At 62.5% G+C, this 22,057-nt stretch carries 24 protein-coding genes; 4 read left to right on the forward strand and 20 right to left on the reverse strand.

Annotation, left to right across the window (positions count from 1 at the left end; all coding sequences use genetic code 11):
• Positions 1 to 54: 54 nt before the first annotated feature.
• The 3 genes from BLT09_RS01460 to BLT09_RS01470 all read left to right on the forward strand — a co-directional run bounded on the left by BLT09_RS01460 (position 55) and on the right by BLT09_RS01470 (position 2,146).
• Complete coding sequence (locus BLT09_RS01460) at positions 55 to 582, forward strand: YciE/YciF ferroxidase family protein (RefSeq protein WP_091590185.1); 528 nt, start codon at positions 55 to 57, stop codon at positions 580 to 582.
• Positions 583 to 858: 276 nt separating this feature from the next.
• On the forward strand, positions 859 to 1,410 hold the full coding sequence (locus tag BLT09_RS01465; protein ID WP_236473124.1) for a hypothetical protein: 552 nt from the start codon (positions 859 to 861) through the stop codon (positions 1,408 to 1,410).
• A gap of 172 nt (positions 1,411 to 1,582) precedes the next feature.
• The gene (locus BLT09_RS01470) at positions 1,583 to 2,146 is read left to right on the forward strand and encodes a sigma-70 family RNA polymerase sigma factor (RefSeq protein WP_091590187.1); all 564 of its coding nucleotides are present in this window, start codon (positions 1,583 to 1,585) and stop codon (positions 2,144 to 2,146) included.
• Here BLT09_RS01470 and BLT09_RS01475 read toward each other — a convergent pair whose 3' ends face one another.
• From BLT09_RS01475 to BLT09_RS01570, 20 genes are all read right to left on the reverse strand, one after another.
• Positions 2,147 to 2,329, reverse strand: coding sequence for a hypothetical protein (locus BLT09_RS01475; protein WP_023801247.1), 183 nt, complete (start codon positions 2,327 to 2,329; stop codon positions 2,147 to 2,149). It abuts the gene before it with no gap.
• A 483-nt stretch (positions 2,330 to 2,812) separates the two neighbouring features.
• A complete protein-coding gene (locus tag BLT09_RS01480) occupies positions 2,813 to 3,886 on the reverse strand; it encodes a class I SAM-dependent DNA methyltransferase (protein WP_236473128.1) in 1,074 nt (357 codons plus the stop codon).
• Complete coding sequence (locus tag BLT09_RS01485; RefSeq protein ID WP_091590188.1) at positions 3,844 to 4,833, reverse strand: GNAT family N-acetyltransferase; 990 nt, start codon at positions 4,831 to 4,833, stop codon at positions 3,844 to 3,846. The genes BLT09_RS01480 and BLT09_RS01485 overlap by 43 nt, the downstream gene beginning before the upstream one ends.
• 9 nt (positions 4,834 to 4,842) lie before the next feature.
• Positions 4,843 to 5,907, reverse strand: a complete 1,065-nt coding sequence (locus BLT09_RS01490; protein WP_091590190.1) for a glycosyltransferase — start codon at positions 5,905 to 5,907, stop codon at positions 4,843 to 4,845.
• On the reverse strand, positions 5,904 to 6,755 hold the full coding sequence (locus BLT09_RS01495) for a PIG-L deacetylase family protein (RefSeq protein ID WP_091590192.1): 852 nt from the start codon (positions 6,753 to 6,755) through the stop codon (positions 5,904 to 5,906). The genes BLT09_RS01490 and BLT09_RS01495 overlap by 4 nt, the downstream gene beginning before the upstream one ends.
• A gap of 7 nt (positions 6,756 to 6,762) precedes the next feature.
• Positions 6,763 to 7,695: a glycoside hydrolase 5 family protein gene (locus BLT09_RS01500; RefSeq protein WP_091590193.1), complete on the reverse strand. Its 933-nt coding sequence runs from the start codon at positions 7,693 to 7,695 to the stop codon at positions 6,763 to 6,765.
• Entirely contained in the window at positions 7,688 to 8,449 is a 762-nt protein-coding gene (locus BLT09_RS01505) for a TIGR04290 family methyltransferase (protein ID WP_091590195.1), read from the reverse strand. The genes BLT09_RS01500 and BLT09_RS01505 overlap by 8 nt, the downstream gene beginning before the upstream one ends.
• A 2-nt stretch (positions 8,450 to 8,451) precedes the next feature.
• Positions 8,452 to 9,258 (reverse strand): sugar phosphate nucleotidyltransferase, encoded by an 807-nt coding sequence (locus BLT09_RS01510; RefSeq protein ID WP_091590196.1) that lies wholly within the window; start codon positions 9,256 to 9,258, stop codon positions 8,452 to 8,454.
• Positions 9,258 to 10,373, reverse strand: a complete 1,116-nt coding sequence (locus BLT09_RS01515; RefSeq protein ID WP_091590198.1) for a CgeB family protein — start codon at positions 10,371 to 10,373, stop codon at positions 9,258 to 9,260. Before BLT09_RS01515 ends, BLT09_RS01510 begins: the two co-directional genes overlap by 1 nt.
• A gap of 13 nt (positions 10,374 to 10,386) precedes the next feature.
• Positions 10,387 to 10,983, reverse strand: a complete 597-nt coding sequence (locus BLT09_RS01520; RefSeq protein ID WP_091590199.1) for a histidine phosphatase family protein — start codon at positions 10,981 to 10,983, stop codon at positions 10,387 to 10,389.
• Positions 10,980 to 12,083 carry an inositol-3-phosphate synthase gene (locus BLT09_RS01525; protein WP_091590805.1) on the reverse strand — a complete coding sequence of 368 codons (1,104 nt, stop codon included), beginning with the start codon at positions 12,081 to 12,083 and terminating at the stop codon, positions 10,980 to 10,982. Before BLT09_RS01525 ends, BLT09_RS01520 begins: the two co-directional genes overlap by 4 nt.
• Positions 12,084 to 12,246: 163 nt before the next feature.
• Positions 12,247 to 12,396: a hypothetical protein gene (locus BLT09_RS01530; protein WP_084646751.1), complete on the reverse strand. Its 150-nt coding sequence runs from the start codon at positions 12,394 to 12,396 to the stop codon at positions 12,247 to 12,249.
• 160 nt (positions 12,397 to 12,556) lie between these two features.
• The gene (locus BLT09_RS01535) at positions 12,557 to 13,603 is read right to left on the reverse strand and encodes a UDP-glucuronic acid decarboxylase family protein (protein WP_091590807.1); all 1,047 of its coding nucleotides are present in this window, start codon (positions 13,601 to 13,603) and stop codon (positions 12,557 to 12,559) included.
• A gap of 23 nt (positions 13,604 to 13,626) precedes the next feature.
• Complete coding sequence (locus BLT09_RS01540; RefSeq protein ID WP_091590203.1) at positions 13,627 to 14,736, reverse strand: CgeB family protein; 1,110 nt, start codon at positions 14,734 to 14,736, stop codon at positions 13,627 to 13,629.
• Positions 14,733 to 15,827: a CgeB family protein gene (locus tag BLT09_RS01545; RefSeq protein WP_091590204.1), complete on the reverse strand. Its 1,095-nt coding sequence runs from the start codon at positions 15,825 to 15,827 to the stop codon at positions 14,733 to 14,735. The genes BLT09_RS01540 and BLT09_RS01545 overlap by 4 nt, the downstream gene beginning before the upstream one ends.
• On the reverse strand, positions 15,824 to 16,954 hold the full coding sequence (locus BLT09_RS01550) for a CgeB family protein (RefSeq protein WP_091590206.1): 1,131 nt from the start codon (positions 16,952 to 16,954) through the stop codon (positions 15,824 to 15,826). The genes BLT09_RS01545 and BLT09_RS01550 overlap by 4 nt, the downstream gene beginning before the upstream one ends.
• A gap of 2 nt (positions 16,955 to 16,956) precedes the next feature.
• Positions 16,957 to 18,057, reverse strand: coding sequence for a glycosyltransferase family 4 protein (locus tag BLT09_RS01555; protein ID WP_091590208.1), 1,101 nt, complete (start codon positions 18,055 to 18,057; stop codon positions 16,957 to 16,959).
• Complete coding sequence (locus tag BLT09_RS01560) at positions 18,042 to 19,334, reverse strand: TIGR04295 family B12-binding domain-containing radical SAM protein (protein WP_091590210.1); 1,293 nt, start codon at positions 19,332 to 19,334, stop codon at positions 18,042 to 18,044. Before BLT09_RS01560 ends, BLT09_RS01555 begins: the two co-directional genes overlap by 16 nt.
• Entirely contained in the window at positions 19,331 to 20,398 is a 1,068-nt protein-coding gene (locus tag BLT09_RS01565) for an NAD-dependent epimerase/dehydratase family protein (RefSeq protein ID WP_091590211.1), read from the reverse strand. The genes BLT09_RS01560 and BLT09_RS01565 overlap by 4 nt, the downstream gene beginning before the upstream one ends.
• On the reverse strand, positions 20,395 to 21,501 hold the full coding sequence (locus BLT09_RS01570; RefSeq protein ID WP_091590213.1) for an NAD-dependent epimerase/dehydratase family protein: 1,107 nt from the start codon (positions 21,499 to 21,501) through the stop codon (positions 20,395 to 20,397). The genes BLT09_RS01565 and BLT09_RS01570 overlap by 4 nt, the downstream gene beginning before the upstream one ends.
• Positions 21,502 to 21,730: 229 nt before the next feature.
• Between BLT09_RS01570 and BLT09_RS01575 the strand changes: the two genes are divergently transcribed.
• Entirely contained in the window at positions 21,731 to 22,000 is a 270-nt protein-coding gene (locus BLT09_RS01575) for a hypothetical protein (RefSeq protein WP_091590215.1), read from the forward strand.
• The last annotated feature ends 57 nt before the right edge of the window (positions 22,001 to 22,057 follow it).

Here is a 22,057-nt window from a genome sequence, read left to right on the forward strand (position 1 = left end):
TCGGTCGCCTTCCCAGTTAGGGAGGCTAGCTCCAAACCTCAGCGGGAGACGACCATGGCAACTGCGAAGAAAGCTGCGAAAGCGACAACCAAGGGCCTTGAGGACCTGTTCCTCGACGGGCTGAAAGATCTCTACTACGCCGAAAAGAAAATACTGAGGGCGCTGCCGAAAATGGCCAAAAGCGCGGAGTCGGAAAAAGTGACTGCTGCCTTCGAAAAACATCGCATGGAGACGGAAGTTCACGTCGACCGGCTCGAGGAGGTGTTCGAGAAACTTGGCAAGGCGGCACGCGGCAAGACCTGCCCGGCGATCGACGGCATCATTGAAGAAGGCTCCGAGATCCTCGAAGACTATGACGGTGCTCCTGCGCTCGATGCCGGACTGGTCGCAGCGGCGCAAGCCGTCGAACATTACGAGATCGCCCGGTACGGCACTCTCGTCGCCTGGGCGGAACAGATGGGAAAGGCCGATGTCGCCGCCCTTCTCAAGGCAACGCTCAAGGAAGAGGTCGCGACAGACGAAGCGCTGACCGGGTTGGGCGAGGGTGGTGTCAACCAACGTGCCCTCCAAGCCGCCGCCTGATTCCTGGTTGTAACAGGCTTGCGGAGCCCAGGCAAAGATCGCCAGGCTCCGCTCGCAAGATGCAGCTAGTGCCTTGCCGTCCGGGATTCTTGAACCGGCGTGGCCGACTGGCCATTGCGAGGCTTGAATTAGCTTGAACCGGAATCTTCAAGAAGACCAATGGGTTCAAAGACATTGCGCAGATGTCAGGTGAGAGAGCCCGCTATCGTTGGCGTTGGCGTTCGGCATGGCGGTGAGTGGCGGAGCGACCCGTTTAGCGAGCCCGGTCGCGGGTGATTGGAACATCTGCCGACCAACGCCGTTGATATGCTCGGCAGGCGAAAGGGGCTGCATATGTCAAAACTTCAGGCGGTGACTCCAGAGCATCTGCAGCGGCTCAAGCTCGAGGCGTCTGCTTATTTTGGTCCGAAAGTGCTCCGCGAAGCATTGTTGCGTCTTTGCCAGGCTTGCGGACGCGATAGCCTTGACCGGTTCGAGAAGACTATGGTCGATCAGATCGAGGCAATGCGCGATGAGAGGGCCGATTTCGAGACAATGAAGGAATTTGCCATCGAACAGCTTTACGCCTGCGTTCGCGAGGTCAGTAGTTCGCCTGACATGAAACAGCCGCTGGAGGGAGCAGAAGCCCGAAGGACGCCTGGTCGGTCGGAAGAGCCGAAGACCCTGGAAGACCAGTTGCAGGCCGGGCTTGAGGATTCTTTTCCCGCGAGCGACCCGCCGGCGGTGGTGTCGACAGCGATATCCGGCGGGGCGAAAAAGCTGGTCGGGACTGACGAAGTCCTGAAAAAGCAGCGGGAAGAGGCGGCCAAGAACAACGACCGGTCATAGTCGCCGCAACAGGAGCTCAGCTGCGCAAGCAGGGTGGTCGCCCCATCCGGGATATTCCAGTACCTTGCTTCGATATCAGGAACGATCCAAACCTTCATGCATTTAGCTAGGTCTGCGTTCATCAACTCTTTCTTTGCTGGGAGCTGGACCATTGTCCTCCAGGGGCTACCCCTTGGCCAACCAGGAAACGGATGACGTTTCCATCGTTGACCTGATACCTGCCTTGCGAGCCTTCGCCCGCACCTTCTGCCGGGTTCCCGACGATGCCGACGACCTGGTCCAGGAGACATTGACCAAAGGGCTCGCCAACATCGACAAATTTGAGCCTGGAACGCGTATGAAGTCATGGCTCTTCACCATCATGCGCAATACCTATTATACGCGGATCAAGGCCGCCGACAGGGAAAAGCCGGGCCTGCTTGACTGCGCCTCCGCAATCCCGATTACGGAAGCGACGCAGGAGTGGTCCGTTCAGAGCAAGGAAGTCTCCAACGCGGTCCAGAGGTTGCCGGAGCATCAGCGCGAGGTCCTGATGCTGATCGGGGTCCTTGGCGTCAGCTATGAAGAAACTGCCGAAATATGCGGTTGCGCGGTTGGAACGGTAAAAAGCCGCCTTAACCGAGCGCGTGCCAGCGTGCTGGAATACCTCGGCGAAAGTTCCTTGCAGACATTGGTGGAACGACGCAATCACCTGTCAGCAGCACAGGGAAACTTCGCAGTCGACAGGCGCCGATAGCTAGTCCTGTTTCTTTGCTTTGCATCGACGCTTCTCGACAAGCGCATTCTGCAATTGAACCGCAAGGTCGGTCAGTTGGTCGGGGACCTTTTCCTGCTCGATAGCAGTCAGCAGAGATGCAATCTTCCGGTCTATTGCCAGCCGGAGTTTCGGGCTGATGCTATCGTCGCTCGAGCGAGACATAGTGTTCTCTTAACGAATCAGTCCCTTCACCAGTGTGGTGACGGCAATCAGAGTTTGCAAGGATTCGCGCGGCCTCACAGTCAGCGCCGTCCCTTGCACAGCCCGTCCCTTGCAAAGCATTGTGTATCGAAGCTGCTGGTCTCGTCGGGGAAGCCTATGCTTTCCCCCTCGGGTCCTCCCGGCGCTGTTGCCGGGTGCGCTCGACATTTCGACTCTCGTGACCTCGACTGGCCACTGGTCATGATTGGCGTTTGCGGTTGCAGCAGTCAGTCTTGGGAGAGACGATCTGCGGCGCGATGCTGATCGGAGTTGATCCGATTGCCATCGAGCCGGCGTTGCTCGGTGTGCTGCTTCCCAGGCTCTGCTGGACAAAGCAAAGCCGCGTTTCCTTGACCTTGTCCTGGCCAAATCGGTCATCGCGCCGGCCGCCGGAGCCTTTATCTTGACGGCAGAGGTGATGTCTATCTTGCCGCCGGATGCCTTCTAGTCCTCCTTCGGATTGTCGGCACTCACAGGTGCCCTGTCTGTTTGGTGCGCCTGTCTCTTTGACGCCCTCGTCTCTTTGACGCCCGAACAATCATTGCGCCGTAATGTTCCCTCGGATGCCACAAGAAGAAAGGCATTGCCGTCCCACAGCCGGAACGGCTTCGCGCCGTCAGCCACGACCTGCATGCCATGGGCCTCGGCGAGGCGGTGAACATCGGCACGATCCAGCGCCGTCGATCCGCGATAGGAGTAATTCAGAAGTGCTGCCACGCCTGACGGTTTCAGAACACGCGCAATTTCCTCGAAATACCGCTCCGCCAGGCCAGCCAGCACCAGGTAGGGGAAGCTGTCGACAGCCAGCACGCAATCAAAGCTTGCGTTGGTAAAATCGGCGAGATCGAGACCAAAGGTCGGCCGCAGATCCACATTGCGCAGCCCGGCACATCGCCGACGAGCGACCGAAATCATCTCCAGGGATATGTCGATGCCGACGATCCGGTGCGCGGCATCCGAGAGCGCGCTTTCGAAGCGGCCGATGCCACAACCAATGTCCAGTATGTCCTGGTCGGGGCCGGTGAAGCCTTGCCGCTGCAACCATGCGACGATCTCGTCGGTGGCGGCGGTGAGTTTCTCCTCGTCTCCCAGCGAAGACAGTTGAACGCTCGCCGCCTGGGAAATCGTCGCCGCCGCATCAAAGCCGGCGGCCAGCCGCCTGACGACCGCGGCGTCAGTTTCCCACTCATCGCGTTCGTGGCGGACGGCGGCACCTGTTTGGCGCAGCGTGGTGAAGATGTCAGGCCTGTGACGAAGCAGATCGGCGATCCGCTCCAGTCTGTCGCGTTTTCGCAGGTCGGCTGAACGCATCTCCAGCGCCACATCGGCCAATTCTGCGGCATCGACCCCGGTCTCGAAGCGCAGCGCCAGTCTGGCAATGATGGCGTCGACGCAGGCGCCGTCGGCCATGCACTCCTCGATCAGCATTTTTGCGGTCGATGCCGCCTGGGGCGATGGCTTTCGTCCGGTGGCGCTCATCGAGCCATGCTCCGCGTCCAGACCTTTCGCATTGTCCATTGGTCGACGGCCCCCCAGCCATACTTGTAGCTCTCCTGGCCGCGCAGAAAATCGAACTCCCGCGCCCCTTCACGAGCCGCTTCGGCAATCGCGTGACCGATCAGGATTGCGCCGGGACTTTCCTCGGCATAGGCCGGATCAAAACCGCCAAGGTAGGCATAGGCGCGGTGGCGATGATGAAATCCGTAATAGGCGCCGACGACCGCATGGTCGATGGCAACAAGCCAGCATCTGACAAGACCCTGTGCGGCAAGCATGGGAAGCGCCTGCCGATGGAATTCTTCTGCAGCCGGATCGGCCAGGACGCCGTCGCCGCGCCCGGCCCAACGCGCGCCGTGAAGGCGGATCAGGTGATCGAAAAACGCTTTGAGATCGGCCTGCGCCGGTATGATGGAGACGCAGCCGCGCCGGCGTGCGGCATTGTGCGCGCGGCGCAACTGGCGTCTTCGCCGCGCCGGAATGCAGACCGCGAGCGCATCGTCGCCAGCGATCGGCAGCACGGGACAAGCGGCGTGGTCGACGGGTTGATCCGCCTCCAGCGCAGGGTGCGCGATAGTGAGACCGGCAGCACCGGCCGGCAGGTCCGGTAAGATCCATTGCGACCAATTGATCGCCAGAACCCGGTCGGCGATGACGGCGGCGACAGCCGCTTCGATGCCGGGGCAACACAGGACATCCAGGTAGTCGCTCAACGAAATCCCAACCGGAAGCAGTCTCGACCCACAAGTTGCGTGTTCCAGGTAAAGCGGTGCCAATCCCACCAGATCGTCGCCTCGCCAGACGGCGATCGTCGCCAGCTCTCCGGGCGCGAATGCGCGCCACCACGGCACCAGCCAGGCGGGACTTTGGAACGGCGTCGCTGTCCGGCTGTGCGCCCACAGCTCCCGCCAGCGCGGCGCCAGCGCCTCAAAGGCGGCCGGATCGTCGATGATCTCGGAGCGGAGCATGAAAGCCGCTCACTGCACCGTCGCCAGGCGCCTGCGGCCGGCACCAAGCCCTGCCAGCGCCTGGTAGGCGTCCATGTAAGACGAAATCATTTGGTCGAGCGAAAAGCGCCGCCGCGCCTCGGCCCGGCATGTCTCGGCATTCAGGCCGGAGGCTGCGACGATGGCCTCCGCCATCTCATGGATGTCGTTGACCAGAAAGCCCGTCTTGCCGTGTTCGACCACATCCGGCAGCGCACCGTTTGGAAAGGCGACGACCGGCGTGCCGCAGGCGAGAGCCTCCATCGCGACAAGCGAGCTGGTTTCCGCGGCAAGGCTGGGAATGACCAGGCAGCGGGCGGCGTTGAGAAAGTGCCGCTTCGCGACGAAGCCGAGCGGACCGAGGAAGCGGCGGCGCTGGTCGAGGCGCGGCTGGACTTCGTCACGAAAGTACAGCGTGTGCGTTTCGTAAGGGTAGACCTTGCCGCCGATGATCAGCCGCACGCCAGCCTGTTTGGCCGCGTCCAGTGCCAGGTGGATGCCCTTTTCCGGGCAAATGCGGCTGAGCACCAGCGCGAAGTTGCGCTTGAACTGCCGACCGCTCAGCGCATCGATATCCACGCCGTTTGGAATGGGTGCCAGCAGCCTGGCACCCGGCGGCGCGGTCCTCTGTTGGGCCATTGAGACGGCGTGAAGCCATAGATCGTCGCGGACCGTGCGCAAGGCATCGGCGGCATACCAGTCGAGCGGCAGGTGCAGGCTTACCAGGGTCGGGCCATCATCAGGCAGATAGGCATCAAAATCGATGCCGTGCAGATGAACCACGTCAATCGGCCAACGGGCGCGTGCGACTTCTATCGCGGTGCGGTGAGAGCGCTGTGCCCGTTTCTTCGCCGCATCGTCGAGCACACCTGGTTCAGCAGGCGTCTCGATGAGCACGCCCGCCGCTTTCGAGCCCTGGCAACCGATCACGATGGAAGCGTGTCCCGCGCGCACAAGTGCCTGGTCGAGCATCGACAGCACCTGCTCGGCACCGCCAACCGCATCCGGGCCGACTGGCGCGAGAGGGTAGGCGACGTTCAGGACGGTGAGGGTCATGGCCGGTCGAGCCCAAGCTCCTCATGCGCAGCGGCCGCGGCGTGAAGCCAAACCGCCGGCTCGAAGCCGAGCGGCAGCGCCTCGTAATAAAGCCTGCCGCTGTTCGGCAGCGCCAGGAAATCATAGGCAGGCGCCACCCGGAAACGTTCGATGCGCGCCGTGAACGGCGCCAGCGTCCGTTGCTGTGTCCGGTGGCAGGCCAGCATGCACTGCTTCCGTTCGAAAGCCGCTTCCGTAAGGTGCAATTCGATGCGCTCACTGCCGGAATGACTGTTGAAATCCTGAAGGACCGCACCCTCAGGCCCGGCCGAATAGAACGCCATTTCGACGATGGCCGGTGCCTGGCGTCCGTCGCGGCGCAGCAAATGGCAGGCCGCATGGACGGCAAAGGCGGTCGCGTCATGATCGGGGTGACCACCTTCATAAGGATGCGTGCAGACGAAGCTGACATCGCGCTCGGCCAAAAGGCCGGTCAGTTCCCGTGCGAGCGAGCCAAGATTTCCGGCGGCCTGCTTGTCGGGATAACCGAGGCTGATCAGGGCCGTCGACGGCAATCCCGCTGCCGCCAGCGCCGCCTCCAACTCCCGATGGCGGGCCCCGGCATAGTCCTGCCACGTCTCGAAGCCGTATGCTCGCGCATCTTCAAGGTCTCGCGGCGCGCCATCGGTGACATGAACGATGTGAGATCCGCGCAAGCCGGCAAGATGCCCGCCGATGCCGATGGTCTCGTCGTCCGGATGCGCGACAACGATCATGATTTCAGCACCGTCAGAGCCGCGCGGAGCAGCACCTAGCAACAAGGCCGCGAATTCGGCAAGCGGTCCGGACCTGTCAGCTGCGTGTTGCATGACACACTCATGCTGCCGTAGCCCGCACCGCTCTGACCGGCGAGGCAGCCATGGCGGGAGCGTAGCGGCGGGTCATCGTCGCGCAAAACTCCGCAAATTCCTCCGGTACCAGCGGCGGACTGGTGTGATGAGGCATCACTCCGCGGTGCTCTGGCGTGAAGCAGAAGGTGATGGTCACGTCGAACTCGGCAAGTGCTTCCATCTGCCGGTCGTACCAATCCAGCGCATTCGGCCTGAAACTGTCGGCCCACGAAAGCCCGGTGCGCAGATTGGTGACGCCCAGCCGTTTCATCCAGGCGACGGCGTCGTCCAGCCGGGGATCTTCAAAGTGGAACCATTGCACCAGCCCCATCCCGGGTGCGTAACGCAGGAATTCCTCGAGCGCGGGTTTGGGCGTGCCATCTTCGCGGAGCAGGCCCATGTAGAAGTGGCGATAGTAAGACGAGCCTTCGGCCTCGCGATGACGCGTCGTTGCCCCCCATTCGCGCGGAAGGTCGTACAGACTGTACCATTGCACGCGCGAGGCATTGCCGAGCAGGAGTTCGGCGCTCCGACGCAAACCCCAGAGCTGGACCTCCTCCGCCCCGAAGCTCGACACACCAACTTCGCTGACCCACACGGGAAGATCGGTGACGGTCGAAATCTCGCCGATCTTCTGGGGCCATTCCTGAATCTGCCAGAGATTCCAGTCGAGTGGGAAGCCATGCACACCGACGGCATCGACATGATCGAGCACCCCGTATTGCTTCATGAGCGCCATGAAATCGGCATCGATCGGCGAAATGCCCCCCAGTATCCTGGTCACGGCCGGGTTTGCCGATGCGATCGCATCGGCGGCCAGTATTGCCATGTTGGCGAAGCGGCTCCAGTCGGGGTCGAGTTCGGGATCCCAATGGGATTTGTTGTTCGGCTCGTTCCAGATCATCGCGGCTTCAATCATGAAGTTGTCCTTTCGACGGGTAGACGGCGCCGCCGCCGGCCGGCTCACCGGCGGCGCGGCAGAAATAAACCTCTTGCTCCGGGTGCAGCACGATCTCGAAGCCGGCGCTGCGCAGCATCGCCTCTGTGCAGGCGCGATTGGGAATCCACCAGTTGGTCGGGTCGTCGGCATAGCGATGCTCGACGAAATGCAGCTTCGGAAACTCCGGCCGGTCGAACAGATCGTGGGTCCAGAAAGGATAATTCTCATCGAGTGCAGGCAGTTCGATGCTGCCGCGCTGCATGGACTGGAAGATCATCAGGTCGCCGGCAACGTGCTCCCGGATCAGATCGAGAGCGAGTAGCGGGTGGCGCAGGTGATAAAGCACGCCCATGAACAGGACGATGTCGAATTTCTCCCGCAGGGCGCCAACGTCGTAGACCGAAAGCTGCTGGAATTCGATGTCGCAGTCAGCGATTTCGGCGGCGAAGCGCGCCTGCGCCAGATAGGCTTCATCGAAGTCGATGCCGAGGACGCGGCCGGCGCCGCGTCGCTTCATTTCGATCGAGTAGAAGCCGGCGTTGCAGCCTATGTCGAGCACGGCCTTGCCGGACAGATCGGCAGGAATGGCGTCGGCGAACTTGCGCCATTTGATCAGCGGGTAGTTGCCGAGGAAATGGTCGGGAGCAGTTTCGACGCCCGCCAGCTCCATGTTGTGGAACCACGGGCCAAGGGCATCGATGCGGCGGCGGATTTCGGCGTTCGAATGCAGCATGGCTAGCCTCCTTCGCCTGGATGGCTTGGTATCTGCGCTTGCCCCGGCAGCACGAACATGAGGTTTTTCGTGTCCTGCAACGTAGTGTCGTTGTTCTCGAGCAGCCGAAGTGCGGTGCGGTAGCCGTTGAACGTGCCGACGTCGACATAGGCGGTGCCTGCCTTGACGCCGCAAGCCTCACCGCCGGCCGCCAGATAGGCGTTGATAAGGGTGCCGACATATTCGTCGCTTTGATCCCGCTCGCGCCAAAGCGCGGCAAGCTGGTGAAGTATGCGGCCCGGCATCTTGAACGCCCCCCAGATCCAGTTCGATGCAGCGCCTTGTTGCTTGACCTGGATCTCCTTCACCCGGTCATCCCCGTCGAGAACGACGGCATCGAAGAGTTCCGGGTGATCCACCGGGAAGAGCAAAAACGACAGCCGGTCGTCCGGCAGGCGGCAAAAGCCATCTTCCGGAAACCAGATCGTGTCGGGCAGGCCGACCAGAACCGTCTCGTCCGGCGCGACCAGCGGCGCGGCGCGGAAGATCGCGTCGCAAAGACCGACGGGGTCGGGCTGCACGACAAACAATGCGGCGGCGTCGCCGTAGCCGGCGGCGTAGTATTCGAGAATGTCTGATTTTCCCGATCCGATGACGAAGCAGATCTTGTCGACGCCGTTGCGCACCATGCGACGCACCAGATACTCGCTCACCGCGCAAGGACGTTCGGTCTGGCCGTCGATGCGGCTGCCGACCGGCAGGAGCTCCTTTGAGAAGCCGAGCGGTTGAATGCGGCTGCCGCGGCCGGCGGCGGGCACGATGCCCAACATCAGATTGCTTCCTTCAACGGCTCGCCCGCCGCCAAGCCCTGTCCCAAGCCCGGCAATGAATCGGACAGGAGGCGGTCCAGTTCCCTGGCGCGCTGCGCAGAGGTGTGTTCGTCCAACACCCGCTCGCGCGCCCGGCGCCGGATGGCGTCGACTTCGCTGTCAGGCAAGCCGACTGCCGCGACCACGTCGTCGGTGCTGTCGGCCAGGATGATCTCGCTGCCGGGCTGGAAAAAACTGCTCAGCCCGGGCCAGGTGTCGCTCACGATCGCCGCGCCGCAGGCTGCCGCCTCGAACAGCCTGCCCGAAGGACACCAGCCCCTCTTGGCCATCGCCTCGCGCGTCACGTTCAGCGTCAGGCGCGATGAGCAGAAGAAGGCCGGATGATCCGCAGGCGGAAGGTGCCTGACAAAGAAGATGTTTTCGCCCCACGGAAATTCATGCGGATATTGGGCGCCGCCGATGACGAAACGGCGGTCCGGCAGACGCGCTGCCGTGCGGACCAGCAGCTTTTCGACGCCGGCCTGGCGATCGGCCGCATACGTTCCGAGATAGGACAAATCCCCGGCGAATTCAGCCCGGGGCTGGGCCGGCCGGTGTCGGTCGGGATCGACATGGCCGTAGAGAGGCAAGACTCGGCGGGCGCCCAGCAGCGTTTTCAGCGCATCGATTGCGGTTCCCCCCGTATAACTGAGGGCGAGGTCGAAATCGTGAAGGCCATCGGGCCCGTAATAGGCCGGTCGTAGACCTTGTTCTATCCGGGCGAGCGTGACGGGGGTGTCGAGATCGTAGAAAACCTTCAGCCCGCGACAGGCCTGCTGCGCCAGGCGCGATGCCTCCACGGCGTCGGGGCAATAGGACGTGACGATGACGACGTCGGATTCCCCGATAGCCTGTTCCGCGACATGGCGAATGTCCTCCCACTCCGGATAGAGAACGACATTGCCGCCATCGAGATGGTCAAGATCGCGTGCGCCGGCATAGTACGGGGTATTGCGTTCGAAAAAGCTGACCGACCAGCCCAGGCGACCGAGCGCACGGATCAGCCCGCGCCACAGCGTCGCGTGTCCGTTTCCCCACGAGGAGGTGACGGTGAGACCGAAAATGACCATACGCATCCGGCAGTCCTCGTCAGGCGGCTTCGTTCAGTCGGATCAGCTTGGAGCCCCAGTCACCGGACACGACCGTGGTGATCGAAGCTGGGTCGATATCGAAGCGAAAACAGTCTCCCAGCGGCAAGCCGAGCACCTTGCAGACGGCGGCTTTGATCACGTCGGCATGGCTGACCAGTGCCACGGACTGGTTCGGGTAGCGTTTGCGAAGCTGCTGCATCAGCGAGACGACACGTTGTTGGACGTCCAGCATTGTCTCGCCGCCGGGCGTCCTCGCCTGCTGGCGTTGACTGTTCCACGTCAGCCAGTCGGCGTCCTGGCTCAACTCTTCGAAGGTCTTGCCCGACCACGCGCCGAAGTCGATCTCATCGAGTTCCTGGCGGATTGTAATCTTCTCGCGATTGCAGGCGATTGCGATCGGTTTTGCGGTTTCCAGTGTTCGTTCGCGCGGGCTGCAACAGATGGCCGCCAGCGGCCGCGGCGCCATGTGGCTGGCAAGGCGCGAGGCTTGTGCCCTGCCGGTTTCGCCGAGGCAAACTCCAGCCATGCGTCCGGCAAGATAGTCGCCGACATTGTCGTGCGCCGCATGGCGGATCAAGAAGAACGTCGTCGTCATTCCGCGGCATCAAGCATCGGCTCGTCCCTCCCGGCGATGAAAGACAGCGTGCGCAGGCGTGCCTCGGCATCGGTGAACTGCTCGGGCGGCGACTTCATGAAATAGCTGCAAGGGCCGGTCAGCGCCCCCGCGATGCCGCGGTCTAGCGCCAGTTTGGCGCAGCGGACAGCGTCGATAACGACTCCGGCCGAGTTGGGCGAATCCCATACTTCCAGTTTGAGCTCTGCATTCAGCGGCACGCCGCCGAACGTCGTGCCTTCAACGCGGATGTAGGCCCATTTTCGATCGGTGAGCCAGGGCACATGGTCGCTGGGGCCGACATGGATGTTGCCGGCCTCCAGAGGGACGTCGAACTGGCTGGCTACGGATTGTGTCTTGGAGATTTTCTTCGATTCCAGCCGCTCGCGTTCCAGCATGTTGAGGAAATCGGTGTTGCCGCCGAAATTCAGCTGGTAGGTGCGGTCGATGCGGACGCCGCGCTCGCGGAACAGATTGGCGAGCAACCGGTGCACGATCGTCGCGCCGACCTGGCTTTTGATATCGTCGCCGACCAGCGGCAGACCGCGCTGCTCAAAGCGCCGGCGCCATTCCGGCCGCGATGCGATAAAGACCGGTATGCAGTTGACGAAGGCGCAGCCGGCCTCGAGCGCGCACTCTGCATAAAAACGCGTGGCTTCTTCCGAGCCGACCGGCAGATATGAGACCAGTACGTCGGCGCCGCTTTCCCGAAGCAGCGCGCTGACATTCGCGACCGGTTCTTCTGCCTCCTCGATCTCATCGCGCAGATATTTGCCGATGCCGTCAAGTGTCGGTCCGCGCTCGACGCGAACGCCGGTTGCCGCAACATCGGCAAAGCGGAAGGTATTGTTGGGCGCATTGTAAATGGCTTCCGCCACATCGCGCCCGACTTTGCCCTTGGCGACGTCGAAAGCACAAACCACCTCGATGTCACCGACATGATAGCCACCGAGATCAGCATGCATCAGGCCCGGTATCGGCTCATTGCCGCTGGCGTCCCGATAGTATGAGAGGCCCTGGACAAGGGAAGACGCGCAATTGCCGACGCCGGCTATTCCAATCCGTACCTTTTTCGATCCCACGAAACCGCCGCCATCGCTGTTGAAGGTAAGTTCCTCGCGCCGAACTGTCAGCTGCCAGGAATGTTCCTTGCGACCTGGAAAAATCACCAACCTCTATTCGGATCAAAGCTGCGCCCTGTATTTTGCGTTGCCTGGGCCGATCGAAGCCTGAGCGACGCGAGCCTCAATCGAGCGTTCGCAGCATATCCGCTTCTTTTTCCAGGATGGTGGCCACTTCCTCGCGCTCAAGATGCGTCATCATCAGGCTCACACAGCATTCGAGGTAGGTGATCGAGGCGCGTCTCAGAAAGGCAGCCGCTTCCCGTTCTGCCATTTGCTCGATGTCCCTGGTGGATCGTTTTCGATGCACGGGTCCGTTCTCCCTGCCGATATTCGCCCAACGGCGAGCTAGACCGGATGTTCCCACAACGAGAAAAAGTGAAGACGCCTGTCGGGAGTCTCACCATGCCCGAGGGCATAGCTCTCCCCGAACTTCAGGCCGGCAGGTTTTGCAGTCGGCCTGAAACGGACCTCACGCTTGTCGCAATTGGGGAGATTCGATCCTCGTTACGGCTGGCCTCGAGCTCCATGAAATAGCTGATCGTCTGCATCAGGCCTTGCTTGAGTGGCACCTTTGGCGACCAGTCGAGAAGGGCTTTTGCACGGGAAATGTCCGGTTGCCTCCGGCGAGGATCGTCTTGCGGTAGTGGCAGGAATTTGAAGGCCGAGTTGCTGTGGGTCATATCTCTCACCAATCCGGCCAGTTGAAGAACGGTGAATTCCCCGGGATTGCCCAAATTGACCGGTTGGCTCGGATTGGGATCGACATCCATGAGGCGGACCAGACCCTCGACCAGATCGGAGACGTAGCAGAACGACCTGGTCTGCAGCCCGTCGCCGAAAATCGTCAGCGGTCTCTTCTCGAGCGCCTGCATCACCAGGTTCGAGACGATCCGGCCGTCGGCAGGATCCATCCGCGGACCATAGGTGTTGAAGATGCGCGCGACCCGGATGTCGGCCGTTTCGGTTCTCAAATAGTCGAAGCACAAGGTTTCGGCGGTTCGCTTGCCCTCGTCATAGCAGGCACGAGGACCGGTGCAGTTCACGTGACCCACATAGTCTTCCGTTTGCGGGTGCTGTTCCGGATCGCCATACACTTCGCTTGTCGATGCCTGCAGGAGGCGCGCATTGTTTCGGGCGGCAAGCTCAAGTAGATTGAGGGTTCCGATCACGCAGGTCCGCGTGGTGTGAATCGGGTCAGCCTGGTAGCGCGGCGGCGATGCGGCGCACGCCAGGTTGAAAATGCGGTCGACCGGCTCAGCAAGGTCCAATGGTCGGCAAATATCCTGCTCGATCAGCCGGAAACGAGGACTGTCCAGCATCGAGACGATGTTTTCCATCCGACCGGTAAGAAAATTGTCGACACAGATCACACTGCACCCGGCCTGAAGCAGTGTCTCGCAAAGATGCGAACCGAGGAAACCCGCGCCGCCGGCGACAAGCGCCGTTCTGGTCCGTTGTGTCCTTCTTGATTGCCGCATCTCTATTTTCTCCTGTCTGCCAGTCATGCTGCACTTTCGATGTTCAGATCGAGCGCTGGACGTGCCGATCTTGGCCGCGCCAGCAACGAAACGAATTCGCGGGCTCTCGCGGCGCTTGTATGTGCCGCCAGGATCGTTGCACGCGCTCGCTTGGCCAAAGCAAGCCTGACGCGGTCGGATTGGCTGGACAGGATATCGATCACGTCTTCGGCTTGGCCCGCCGTGTTGATCGTGGCTGTCGGAAAGAAGCTGTCCAGACCGGTCCAGCGATCGCTGATGATCGCTGTGCCACAGGCAGCCGCCTCGAAGAGGCGTACGCTGGGAGACCACCCAGCCGCTATCATGGAGCTGCGCGTGACGTTCAACGTATAGCGCTGGCGGCTGTAGAACGAGGCGTGGTCCGCCGGCGGCAGGTGCTCGATGCGATCGACATTGCTTGGCCAGACGGTCTCGGACGGGAATTGCGAGCCGGCCACGACGAAGCGACGGTCCGGCATGCGTCTTGCCGGTTCGAGCAGGAGAGCATCCAGCGTCGCCTGCCGGTCCGAGCTGTAAGTGCCGAGATAGCCAAGGTCCCAGCAGATCGGGTCGGCCGTTCGGCGATGCCGCTCCGGGTCGACGGAGCAGTAGAGCGGCTCGGCGCACCGTGCACCGAAGTCCGCCGCCAATCGGGCGAGTGTTGGCCCGCCGGTGAACGAGAAATAGACGTCGAAATACGGGATCTGCCGCCGGCATAGGTAGTCGCAATCATCCGCGGCGAACTTGGCCAGCGTGACCGGCGTGTCGATGTCGTAGAAGCAGAACTGGCCCGTGTACAGGGACGCGACGATGTCGATGACGGCTCGCCCCTCCGGAACGAACGACCCGACCACTACGACATCGGCCTGTTGCAGACAGCCGGCATAGGTCCGACGAAGATCGTTCGTCGTTTCGTAGTAGCGCAACGTGCAGAAATCCGGGTCGCGCAGATCGCGATGGTTCGCATACCACGGCACGTCGCGCTCCAGGAAAGTGACGCGATGGCCGAGTTCGTGCAGGCCCTTCAGCAACCCCCTAAAGGTCGTGGCATGGCCGTTTCCCCATGAAGAGGACAACGACAGGCCAAGAAAGACGATGTCGAGCCGCTGGGTCATTCCGCTGCCTCCACGGTGGGGCGCTCGAACTGACGCCTGAAGACAGCGTCGGCGACAGCGGCCCTTAACGCATAGGTATGCTCGGCGAGAACACGCCGAAGCGCAGATGCGCCGATCGCCCTTGCCCGCTGGGGGGTGAGGGTGCGCAAGATCTCAGTGACATCATTGCCATCGCGCGCCACCAGGATCTCTTCCCCGGGGGCCAGGAACAATTCGACGCCGAGCCAGGCATCGGTGATGAGGCATGCGCCGGCACCGGCAGCCTCGAAGACGCGCGTGGCAGGCGAAAAGCCGTTGGCGGCCATGCTGTCGCGGCTGATGTTCAGCACCGCCTTGGGGGTGACGTTGAACGCATTGTGGTCCCGCGTCCCGACGTGGCCGAGCCATGCGACATTTGCCGGCAGCTGCTTGTCACCCCAACCAGATCCGCCGAGCAGGAAACGCTGATCGCCCGAACGGTTGGCCGGATCGAGGAAGAAGGCTTCGACGCGTGCTTCACGGTCCGGCAGGCGGTTGCCGAGAAAGGCGAGGTCGCAGGCGAAACGCTTGTCCTTCGCGACCGGATGGTGCGTTTCGGGATCGAGCGCGTTGTAGATCGGCACGCATTCGGCAGCCCCCAGCGCACGATAGGCCCAGACGACCGGATCGCCGCCGCCATAGGTGAGGACAAGGTCGATCTCCCGCAACGCGCGGTGCAGGGGGTGATCCGGCTCGTCGCGCAATTGGCCCAGAGTGGCCGGTGCGTCGACATCCCAGAACACTGTCAGCGCATCCGTCCGGGCGTGGTCGAGTACTGCGCGCAGCAGCGCCTCGTCTTCGAAGCCGACTCCGCTGGCCTTGACGACGATATCAGCTTCGCCTGCGCTTGCTGCCACCTGCATCAGCGCATGCGGGGTCGCCTCGTAGATGACGACGTTGCACCAGTCCGGTGCCTCGATATCGCGGTTCTTCTGCCGGTCGTAGACGTCCGGTTCATAGAACGTGATCTCGTAGCCAAGTTGAGAAAGAGCCTTCAGCAATCCACGGTAATAAGTCGCCGCGCCGTTCCAATAGGACGACAGCAGGCTCGATCCATAAAATGCAATCTTCATGCGACTGTCTCCTCTTTGGCGATGCGATCGATGGCCTGGCGGTTGCCGCATTCGGCGAGCACGTCGAACAGCTCGTCCGCCCGGTGGCGGCAAGTGTGTCGCCTCCCGATGGTTTCGAGGCCGGATCTCACCAGAGAGGCGGCCAGGTCAGCATCGTCCAGCACGTCGCGAAGATGGCGGCACATCTCGGAACCGTCGCGCGCGAAAAGAAAGTCGATACCTGGCCTGAAGAGTTGTTCGACATCGGCCCAAGGCGCCGACACGAGCGGGATGCCACAGGCGAGCGCCTCGAACATGCGGATCGTCGGGATGCCGGGCAGGTTCTCCCGATACGGGCGCCGCGGGATGTGGACGGTAACGCGGTGGGCCGCGAATGCCTTGGGCACGTCGGCATTGGCAATCCAGCCTTCGTATTCCAGGCCGGCGGCAGCAAGATCGGCGAGCGCTTCGCGTGGATAGCGCACGCCATGAACAGTGCCACGCAGGCGAAGTTCTTCCACCGGATCGATCAGGAATTCCTTGATTTCGGCACTGCGCTCGTCATCGCCCCAGTTGCCGATCCAGATCAGATCGGCAGTCGGGTCGATCTCCGGGTGAGGCTTGAACAGGCGCTCATCCGCCGCCTCGTGCCAGGTGAAGGCACGTTTGCCCCAGCCGGCGCGAAGATAGCTTTCCCGCAACGCCTCGCCGAAGGCGAGCACGCCGTCATAATGCTCCAGCCGCAGGGCCGAGATCGCCTGCGTCGCCGACACGGCGCGATGGTGGGTGTCATGGAACAGAAGCGTGAAACCGCCTCCATTCGCCTTGGCCCCGCCGATGCGCTCGACAACCTCCGGGTCAGTCCATTCGTGGACGATCACCACATCGGCGCCGGCAATCCAGCCTTCATGGTCGAAGGAGGCATCGTAGGTCACCGACATCAGCTCCGGAAAATCCTTTCTGAAGCGCTCGACCGCGTAGGGCCCTTTCTCTGCCAGCAGGTTCGAACGGCTCCAGCCGTCTGCTGGCTCCAGCGCGATCGCCTGGTGCCCGCGTGCAACAAGCTCCCGCATGATGCCGCGCAGGAAATGTGCGTTGCCGTGGTTCCAGTCGGAAACGACCGAATGGGTATAGAACAGGAACCGCATTGTCAGCGTTCCGCAACGGCCAGGGCGGCCCGATCGTAGATGTCGTGCATGGCCGCCGCCTGCCTTGCTGGTGAAAACCTGCGGGCTCGGCGTGCGGCGGCTTCGCCGAGCCGGCGCCTGTGTTGGGCATCGTCAGAGAGACAATCGACGCACCTGGCGAGATCGCCTGGATCGTGGACGTCGTAGAACAAAGCCGCGCCATTCCACAATTCGCGATAGTTCGGGATGTCGGCAAGCACCAAAGGTGTCGCCGACGTCGCTGCCTCCAGTGCGGCAAGGCCAAATGGTTCATAAATGGAGGGCGATACGAAGATGCCGGCCCGCGCCATCAAGCGACGCACCTCGTCGTGGCAGACCGAGCCCAGAGCAACGACATTGCTGAAACTGACGCGTTGGCCATCGCCGCCCTCGATCGGCCCGGCAGCGAAGACTGGCCATTTCGTCAGCGCTGCTGCCTGGTCCAGCGTAGCTGCGTTCTTTCCTTCGTCCCACCAGCGCGCGGCGGCGAGAACCACCGGTTCGCGTCGCTCTGGCTTTGGACCCGGCCGTGTGCCGTTGCTGACAACGCTCAGGCGGGCGATCGGCCCGTAGCAGGCCTCGAGCATGTCGGCATGGCTGCGGCTGGGTGCGACTACCGCATTGGCCCAATCGAAGCCGCGTCTGTTGCGGTCCTTCTGCCAGGCCCATTCGCCGTCCGCAGCCCGCCCCCTGACGGCGTGGAGCCAGGTCACGACGCATGAGTGCGAGACCGCCACGACCGGGCAGGGCAGATCAAGTCCCACGGCCTGCGTCGGCGCGTTGAGATGGACGAGGTCGATCGCGTAATCGCCAACGAGCGCGCGCAGTTCCTGCGGCAACATTTCCAGATCGTCCTCATTGCGGGTCATCCAGTCCGGCGGTGTCTTGAGCCACGCCAGGCCGGCGAAAGCCTGTGCCTCCTTCGCCTGCTCCTCCGACGGTTCCGGGCCCAGCCCGGCGAGCACGATGCTGTCGCCGCCATGAGCCAACTCCCGCGCCAGATCAAGCGCGTAGCGCCAGACGCCGCCGACGGCATCGACGGTCATCAGGATTCGCCGCGGGCGGCGGATCAGTGACTGCAACATGTCGCCTCCAACTCGGCCAGCGCGCGGGGGCGCTTCTCCTGGATATCGCTGAACGTCCGGAACGAGGCCAGATAATGCTCGTGGGCGCGCTCCCAGGCGAGATCGTCGGGCTCGCCCCAAAGCTCGCGATAGCTGGGCGAACTGGGATAGGGATAGAGCGGCACCGGCTCGTTGGCCCACACGCCGCGGTCAATGAGGTGCTTGCGCCAGTGGTCGACCAGAGCCGGATCGTCCTCGACGACGCCGATCAGATTGGCTTGGACGAACGGAACGTGACGTCGTGCATCGACCAGCAAAGCGGCCAGTTCCTCGGTGCCCAGCCGGCAACGCTTTGCCAGCATGGCCCGGCCTTCCACCGTCAGGCTTTCAAGGCCGGCTTCGATGGAAACGCAGCCGGCCGCACCAAGCAATTCCAGGAGCTCCGGCTTCCAAAGATCGATGCGGGTCTGCACGCCGAATTTGACGTCGCGATCGACCAGTGCCTCCAGCAGCGCCTTCTGCGGCAGGAATATCTCGTCGATAAAATAGATGTAGCCGACGCCTTGCCAGATCAGCCGATCGATTTCAGCGATGATCGCATCGTGGCTCCTGCGGCGGTAGGCGTCGCGGAAATCCATCTTGGCGCAGAAGCTGCAATTGTAGGGGCAGCCGCGAGATGCCTCGACCTCCGCGCCGAAACCCAGCTGATTGTCATCGAATCGGTGGTGATGGTGCGAATGCGCGGCTATCCAATCGGACGGCCAGCTGAGCGGCGGATGATCGACAAACGAACTGGTGTGGACGCCGCCATTGCCGACAAGTTTTCCCTCGTCGAGGTGGGCGGTGTGTGGCACGGCGCTCCAATCGTGACGGCGGGCGAGTTCTGCGACGACCTCTTCGCATTCGCCGCGCACGACGACATCGACGCCCAGCTTGCGCAGCGTCGGCGCCGGCGTCGCCGAGCCGTGCGGCCCGACAGCCACTGTGCGGCCGCCCCGCCGGGCGAGGCGGTTGAGGAAGTCGGCTGGTACGCGCAGCTCGGGCGGCGCGCAGCGCCAAAACAAATAGGTCGGCGCCGTGCTGACGACGGTCATGGCCGGTGCGAAAGCGGCGACGCGATCGGCAAGTGCCGCGTTGTCGAGCTTCTGGATTTGCCCGTCCAGCATCAGCACCTGATGGCCGTCGGCCTCCAGCGAGGCTTTCGAGTAGCCCAATTCCAGCGGCAGATGTGGCTGGCGGCAGCCGAAATAGATGCTGTCCTCGTAGGTCCAGAACGGATTGACCAGGGCGACTTTCATGCCACGTACCTCGCTGGTTCAGGCTCGAGGCGATGACGCCGGAGCCAGTCGGCGAGATCGCGGACGCCGTCGCGCCAGGAGACATGCGCTTTCCAGTCGAGCGTTGCTTCTAACTTGCGGGTATCGGCGACAAAGAAAGGTTGGTCGCCGGTGCGTTCCCGGTCGTAGCGGATCGCGAGGTTCCGCGCGGTCAACTTGCCGATCTCCTCGATCAGCATGCGCAGGCTGACGGCGTTGCCCGGTCCGCCACCGAGATTGAATGCCTGGCCCTTGATGTCGTCGATCCGGGCAAGTACCCCGCGATAGGCCGCAACGGCGTCGCTGACATGAAGGATATCGCGCACCTGCTTTCCGTTGCCGTAGATCGTGATCGGCCGGCCGGAAAGCGCGCTGAGCAGAAAATGGGCGACCCAGCCCTGGTCCTCCGTGCCGAACTGGCGCGGCCCGTAGATGCAGCTCATGCGCAGGACCGCGGTCGGCAGATTGTACGACTTGGCATAATCGAGCACATATTGGTCGGCCGCGCCTTTGGAGCAGCCATAGGGGGTGCAGAAATCCAGGCCGCAGGCCTCGTCTATGCCGTTGGCGCGGATGCCGGCATCGCAGGGCACGCACCGATCGTCCTCTTCGCGCACGGTGACGTCGGGCAGGCCGCCATAGACCTTGTTGGTGCTGGCGAAGATCACGGGAATGCGTCTGCCGCTAAGGCGAGCCGCTTCCAGGACGTTGAAGGTTCCGCGCAGATTGATGTCGAAATCTTCGCTTGGCTGGGCCAGGCTCGTGGTGACGGCTGTTTGCGCGGCGAGATGGAATATCGCCCTGGCATGCGCCAAAAGCGGCGCCAGCACGTCTTCGTCCCGGACATCAGCGGTTTCCACGGCAAGTTGATTGCCGTGCTTCTGCGCCAGCCAAGCCAGGTTCTGGTCGACGCCCGGGCGGCTGAGATTGTCGATGACCAGCACCGGCACCCCATCCGACAACAGGCTGTCGGCGAGGTTCGAGCCGATGAAGCCGCTGCCGCCGAGGATGGCAACCGGCGCTTCACGAAAACCGTCCGGCCTCATGATACCAGTCCCCGCTCTTCGAGTTCCCGTTTCATGTCGGCGCCGCGGTCGATGGCGACCGTGTTGCGCACCCATGCGACGAACTCGTCGAGTGAATCCTCCAGCCGGTGCTGCGGCTCGAAACCGAGCAGTTCGCGCGCCTTCGAGATGTCGGCGAAGCAATTGCGGATATCGCCGGCGCGCGCCTTGCCGAGAATTTCAGGCCGATGGTCCGGCACACCCATGGCGTCGGCGAGCAGCCGGGCGACCTCGCTGATCGCATAGGCCCGTCCGCTGCCGATGTTGATGACGTGGCCGCGCGCCTGGCGTTGTTCCAGCGCCAGGCGGAACGCGCGGGCGACGTCGCGCACATGCACGAAATCGCGTTTCTGCTCGCCATCTTCGAAAATCATCGGCCGCTGGCCGTTGGCGAGGCGTGAAGCGAAATTCGCCAGAACGCCGGTGTAAGGATTTGACAGCGCCTGTCCGGCGCCGAACACGTTGAACAGGCGCAGCGCCACCGCATCGACGCCATAGGCATCGCCGAAGATCAGCACGGCGCGCTCCTGGGCATATTTCGTCAGCGCATAGATCGAGGCGAGGTCGACCGGCTTTTCCTCGTCTGTCGGCAGCGGCGACAGGCTTTCATCCGCCGCCGACAGCGGATTCCATTGGCCGCTCTTGACGTCGCTGGCCTGCCGCCGTGCATTGTCGACGCGCCGGCCGCCTGGCGTGGCATAGAGACCCTCGCCGTAGACGCTCATCGACGAAGCGACGACGATCCTCTCGACCGGATGCTTGATCAGTGCCTCGAGCAGGGTGGCTGTGCCGAGGTCGTTGGCGCCGACATAGCGGGCGATCTCGTACATGGACTGGCCGACGCCGACCTCGGCGGCGAGATGGACGGTGGCGTCGATGCCCTGCAGCGCCTCGGCGACGGCGGCGCCATCGCGAACGTCGCCTTTGATCAGTTCGGCTCCTGCCGGCAGGCTGATCGCCTCGCTGCCGTGCACCTGTTCCAGCAGCGCATCGAGAATGCAGACGGCATAACCATGTTCAACGAGTTCCTGGACGACGTTGCGGCCGATGAAACCGCACCCTCCTGTAACCAGTATGCGTTTCACGACAACTCCTTACGCAGTTGGCCTTGGCGCCCCGAACTGTTTGGCAAAAGGTTTGTTCCCTCTGCTTCAACAAAGATGGTTTTGGCGAGGCTGCAACCTGAGGTGAACGCACAGCGAACGAGCCTTGGGCCATGCGCTGGAACATTGCAGCTTCTTTGGGGTTAGGGCGCTCATTCGGTCCGTGGGCGCGAGGCTCACACGCTCAAGCTTGGATCAAAGGGAGATTTCAATGTCTGAATCGAAAACAACCACCAATCATGACGAGATCCGTCAATGGGCCGAAGATCGTGGTGGCCGGCCTGCGGTTGTACGAACCAAGGGCGAGGGCGGCATCCTGCGGATCGATTTTGGCGAGCCCGAGGAGGAGCTCGAACCCATTGAATGGGATGAGTTCTTCCGGATTTTCGACGACAACGATCTGAGATTCCTTTACCAGGACGAAACCGGCGGCGGCAAAAACAGCCGGTTCAACAAATTCATCGACCGCAAGAACGGCTGAGGAGTTGCCGTGTCAGCGCTGTCGGGGGGAGTTCTAAGGCGCACCTCGCGTTCTGAC

Source organism: Mesorhizobium muleiense, assembly GCF_900099905.1.
Lineage (GTDB): Bacteria > Pseudomonadota > Alphaproteobacteria > Rhizobiales > Rhizobiaceae > Mesorhizobium > Mesorhizobium muleiense.